Source organism: Okeania sp. SIO2B9 (assembly GCF_010672505.1).
GTDB lineage: Bacteria > Cyanobacteriota > Cyanobacteriia > Cyanobacteriales > Microcoleaceae > Okeania > Okeania hirsuta.
Window position 1 is genome coordinate 1 of the sequence record NZ_JAAHGK010000587.1, and the last position, 4,537, is coordinate 4,537.

Annotated in this window: 5 protein-coding genes and 4 pseudogenes; 5 read left to right on the plus strand and 4 right to left on the minus strand. The window is 37.5% G+C overall.

What is annotated here, in order from left to right; all coding sequences use genetic code 11:
• A partial coding sequence (locus F6K13_RS19585; protein ID WP_287288097.1) for a hypothetical protein occupies positions 1-208 on the minus strand: 208 nt, incomplete at its 3' end.
• Between the two features lie 438 nt (positions 209-646).
• Here F6K13_RS19585 and F6K13_RS19590 point away from each other — a divergent pair.
• From F6K13_RS19590 to F6K13_RS19605, 5 genes and pseudogenes are all read left to right on the plus strand, one after another.
• Positions 647-970: a hypothetical protein gene (locus F6K13_RS19590; RefSeq protein ID WP_124143281.1), complete on the plus strand. Its 324-nt coding sequence runs from the start codon at positions 647-649 to the stop codon at positions 968-970.
• Positions 971-1,547: 577 nt separating this feature from the next.
• Positions 1,548-2,012 carry a UbiX family flavin prenyltransferase gene (locus F6K13_RS19595; protein ID WP_287288099.1) on the plus strand — a complete coding sequence of 155 codons (465 nt, stop codon included), beginning with the start codon at positions 1,548-1,550 and terminating at the stop codon, positions 2,010-2,012.
• A 175-nt stretch (positions 2,013-2,187) separates the two neighbouring features.
• Positions 2,188-2,346: pseudogene (locus F6K13_RS35255) on the plus strand (phenolic acid decarboxylase); the annotation flags it as partial.
• A 378-nt stretch (positions 2,347-2,724) separates the two neighbouring features.
• Positions 2,725-3,145: pseudogene (locus F6K13_RS19600) on the plus strand (XisH family protein).
• Positions 3,133-3,468, plus strand: a pseudogene (locus F6K13_RS19605) (XisI protein). Before F6K13_RS19600 ends, F6K13_RS19605 begins: the two co-directional pseudogenes overlap by 13 nt.
• 125 nt (positions 3,469-3,593) lie before the next feature.
• Here F6K13_RS19605 and F6K13_RS19610 read toward each other — a convergent pair.
• The 3 genes and pseudogenes from F6K13_RS19610 to F6K13_RS19620 all read right to left on the minus strand — a co-directional run.
• Positions 3,594-3,782 (minus strand): four helix bundle protein, encoded by a 189-nt coding sequence (locus F6K13_RS19610; protein ID WP_124143284.1) that lies wholly within the window; start codon positions 3,780-3,782, stop codon positions 3,594-3,596.
• A 354-nt stretch (positions 3,783-4,136) separates the two neighbouring features.
• Positions 4,137-4,373, minus strand: coding sequence for a four helix bundle protein (locus F6K13_RS19615; RefSeq protein WP_124143285.1), 237 nt, complete (start codon positions 4,371-4,373; stop codon positions 4,137-4,139).
• Between the two features lie 74 nt (positions 4,374-4,447).
• Positions 4,448-4,537, minus strand: a pseudogene (locus F6K13_RS19620) (cation:proton antiporter); the annotation flags it as partial.

The following is a 4,537-nucleotide window of genomic DNA, read 5'->3' on the forward strand; positions in this document are numbered from 1 at the left end:
TATTTTCAATGCAAAAATATGGGTCAATATTGCTCCGCAATGCCACCGTAAATGTAGGGCTGAAAGTCATCAACCCTGACTTGATTAGTGTCCGTGTGTAAGTCCTGTTATTGAATAAATTGGTTTGGGAGGGGCGATCGCTTTTATAGTTTATCCTTTTCCAAAGTTTGACAAAAAGAGGGATGTTTTTCCATAATGAAAGTATCAAATATATTAATATAATTATACTTAAACAAGTGACAGATGAAACTAGACAAGAAATAGCAAGATTTCTGGCAAGGTAACTGGCAGCAAGGACAGTAATTCCCCAAAGAAGATCGGGAAAAGGTTTTAGGAGGTTTAGTCAGTTCAAAAGAGTTATTGGTACGGCGGGCAATCAACTAGCTTGGCATCATCTTGTCGGACAAACTATTTAAAATTTACAGACTTTTGGTGCGGAAGCAATTCATAATACGGGGAATTTAGTTTGCTTAGAACATGGTTCTGGATCTATTCACCAAGAAATAACCAATTTCTATAATTCGATTCAACCAGAGCTAACTGGTTCAGAAAGGATGAAGGTGAGAGAATGGATCGGCAAACAATCTTTTGAAGAACAACAAGATTTTGGTGTCAGAGTAGTTAGAGCTTTCGGAGGTACAATTTCATGCTGACTTTAGATGTAGAAGCAATTTTAAATTCCATTCCTAATGAGGTTGCTTGGGAAGATGTGGTGCAGTTCCATCAACTTGACGATCGCGTTGCTATAGCTAATGATTTTTGTCCTAATATCATTGGTGTTAATGATGGCTCTATTGAGTGGTGTCCGAATGAGGAACCGCCAAACTATTTGGAAAAGTTGGTTTGGTTGTGGGTGGTTCGTCCAGATATGGGGGCAGCGTTCGCGGAGCGTTGCGGATGCAACATCGCTCTGGAAGCTCCATTGGAACTAAAAAAGATTATTGGTAATTATATTCTGGTGGGTGATTGAGGCCGATCGTCTTTCTGTTTCAAGTCCAGGATTGAAATCCTTGGGTAATAGCTTAAGTCATCTTTAGATGACTGAATTACCTATAGAACCCATTTGTTATCTTTTAGCAAAAGACTATACTAATGAGCGATATAGCTGCCGCTAGGCTCCGCCAACGCTTGCTTAGGATGAAAAAATGCCATATTCAAGCAGCTTAACAGATAAAGAATAGGAGATTATCGAACCACTACTAGCCAAGAAATAGAAAGAGCAAAAGACCTACCTAAAATCTTAAGAATTGCTGAAAAAACAGTGGAATTTCTTAGGTCTAGAGTAGTGTATATAGATTCAAATGTATTTTTTAAGATAAAAATAGCTTGATGGTGTATCTACACAAAGATATGACTATAGAGATAGACCTTAACATTTAAGTTTAAGAGTTATTTGAATTCTCAGTCAGAAGCAGATGCTCCCATCAGGATTCCTGTACTTAGAAGTAAAAATTTTAACATAACTTTATTCCTTAGTTTTCTTCCTGAAAGAACATTATTGATATGAGTATTACTTCAAGAGTAAGACCATGTACACTCCCCATTTTATGTCCGTTATTTCTAAAATTTCAAGCGGGTCATTTAAAACTGAAGGTATGATTGTTGCTCCATGCTCAATGCGAACACTCTCGGCAATCACGCACTCTATGTCGGATAATCTTTTGACTCGAGCTGCTGACGTGGTACTCAAAGACCGTAGGAGATTAGTTTTAATGCCGCGAGAAGCACCACTTCATCTAGGTCACTGCAAACTTATGTATGAGGCAGCCCAGCTTGGTGCAATCATCGCACCGCCAATGCCAGCATTTTACAACCGACCTGAGACAATTGATGAGATTATCAACCATAGTGTCGGCCGAGTCCTTGAACTCTTTGACATTGATTTAGGAATTCTGAAGCGTTGGGAGGGGCACAAAGCGGAAAAATCAAGAGCGGTAGCCTTACAGAGTGCTGGAGAGAAACCTGAACAGCCAAATGGCAAACGCTTAGTGACACAGACCAAAGAGATTTGAACGTATGCGATCATATGCACCAGTGTAACAGGAGTAAAAGTGTTTCAATTTATTTCACTTATTGAAAATTGTTACCTGGCAAACACCCATTAGTTTTTTTATGAAACTATACTTGTTAACTTGTGAGATATGGTGGCAATTTTCAACTCTTAAATCTTAGCCAAACGAACATCTCCCGAAGGTGCGCGAGTATCGCGACAAAGGTGTGCAGCATCCTATGGAAGTGAACTGGGATTTTGTCGAAATTACCTACATGGAAGATGGCGGTAGCGATAACGATGACGTGATAGTCTTCGCTCCCAGCGAGTTGCCCGAGTCTAGTAGGGTGCGTTAGGCGCTCATCACAAACTGCCATTGAACTGTCAAGCATTCCATTGTGCCGTAACGCACCGTTGAGTAGTAGTTTGTAGTCCAGTAGTGGGCTTATCCCCTAAAATGGTGCCCTACGACGGATTGCTCAATCCCTTTCATCATCTGAATTTAGGCTGTCTAATATCATGTTCGGATAATCAGTTATAATAAACCTTCTGCCTTCTAACCTTGCTCTTTCCCTTCTGCCTTCCCCTCCTGGGAGGGGTTAGGGGTGGGTTGCCTTCTGCCTTTGGTCCACAGATATTATAAGTATTCAACCGAACATGATATAACGCACCCTACTACCGACTAATGGACTGACTGGATCGACTATTAAGGGTTATTATAAAAAGAAAAACCAATGTCAGCCAGGGATTTTTTCCATCAGGAAGTTAAAAATGCTCTAATATAAAGATGGATGGTCAATCACTCATGACCCATTATCTATTAGTTTCGGTCATGTAGATATGTCTATTGACCTTGGTGCAGAACAACTTATTGGAGCAGAAAAAGATAATTAAAAGATAGCAGTTGAAATTAAAAGTTTCTTACCAAAATCATCAGCTATTTATGAATTTCATATTGCCTTGCGACAGTTTATTAATTATCGGGCAGCACTAAAACAGAAGGAACTTGACCGAACACTTTATTTAGCCGTACCTCTGATTACTTATAACAACTTTTTTAAACTTTAATTTCCTCAGTTAATACTTAATGAAAATCAAGTAAAATTAATTATTTATAACCCAGATAAAGAGGTAATTATAGAATGGAAAAACTAGAAAAATATCGTCATTTAGTCCAGGAATTTTTGTTAGAGTATAGTCAAAATAAACCTGCTTATGGAGAAATCGAAGTACAGCCAATTTTTGATACTGTACGAGACTATTAGCAGATTGTTTATCTTGGTTGGGAAAAAGAACATTTGATTCATAGTTGTCCGATTCATATTGATATTAAAGGCGAAAAAATTTGGATTCAGTGGAATGGAACTGAGTTGGATATTGCAGAAGAATTAGTGACAAATGGAGTCGCAAAAAAAGATATTGTTCTAGGATTTCATACGCCTTTTATGAGAAAGTTTACAGAATATGCTGTGGAATAAGATGGGGAGATGGGGAGATGGGGGGATGGGGAGGTGGGGGGATTTAATGTTGAAGTATATATAGAGTTATAAACATAATAAACATAATATTATATATATAACTGGATTCTATATAACACATCAACTTAAGTTTTTTTCAACAACCATTTATCAACGTTTTTGGTCATTTTCACAATCATCCCCAAAATTTGGTTATATTGACTATAAAGTTGTCTTGCTGTTTCTATATCCAAATATTGACATTTAACTGCAAATTTTAGCCAAACTTGACTTTCTGCTGCTTCCGCTTCAGCATCATTTAATCTTATTGACACTCCCTGCTAATATTGAATTTAGTTCCGAGGCAAAACTAAATTCTTGAGCTAATACTTTGCAATATTTATTTAGGTCATATTTGCTGACACCTTTGTTATACATCTAATATCTTAAACACTTATTTTGGATGAATTGAGATGTTTTAATGGCTTCATCTATTGCTTTGTATTGCTCTGGTTTAGCTTTGACTTTGAACTCGTAAATTATCATTTTTGCTCGACCTACCTTTTGATTTTTATGCTATCATAAAAACCCTAATTAGCGGAGAAAATGTCAAGGGGAAATTAGATATTTTTACAGGCGACTAAAGTCGCGCGTGAGCTAAACGTCCACGCACTAAAGCGACGTGGTTTTCAAGCTCTCATCCCAATAGATAAAAATAAACCTCTATAACGTCTTCTCCTCCATGCTTCTGCTAAATTAGCACATACAGAACGGGAGGAACGCCTAATTTGGTCAGTTAAAGAATATGTTTCTTCTTGGGGAAAAGTTTTAGAAATTTCAAAAATTTTCATAGCAGTATTAAAAGCAATTTGATACACCTCTAAATCTTCATGATTATTAATTAAATTTTCGCGACTTTCAGTCATATATTTTTCCCACTACAACAACAATATCCAATCCCGCCATCTCCTCATCTCCCCATCTCCCCATCTCCCTACTCTCACAACAACCCTCGATAACGAATAAACAGTAAAATAACTGCCCAGGAACCCAATGCCACTTTTATTGCCACTAAAATATTAAGTATCGG

Coding starts and splice junctions, on each gene's coding strand:
- F6K13_RS19615 (WP_124143285.1), bottom strand. CDS start 4,373: ATGACTGAAAGTCGCGAAAATTTAATTAATAATCATGAAGATTTAGAG.
- F6K13_RS19595 (WP_287288099.1), top strand. CDS start 1,548: ATGTCCGTTATTTCTAAAATTTCAAGCGGGTCATTTAAAACTGAAGGT.
- F6K13_RS19590 (WP_124143281.1), top strand. CDS start 647: ATGCTGACTTTAGATGTAGAAGCAATTTTAAATTCCATTCCTAATGAG.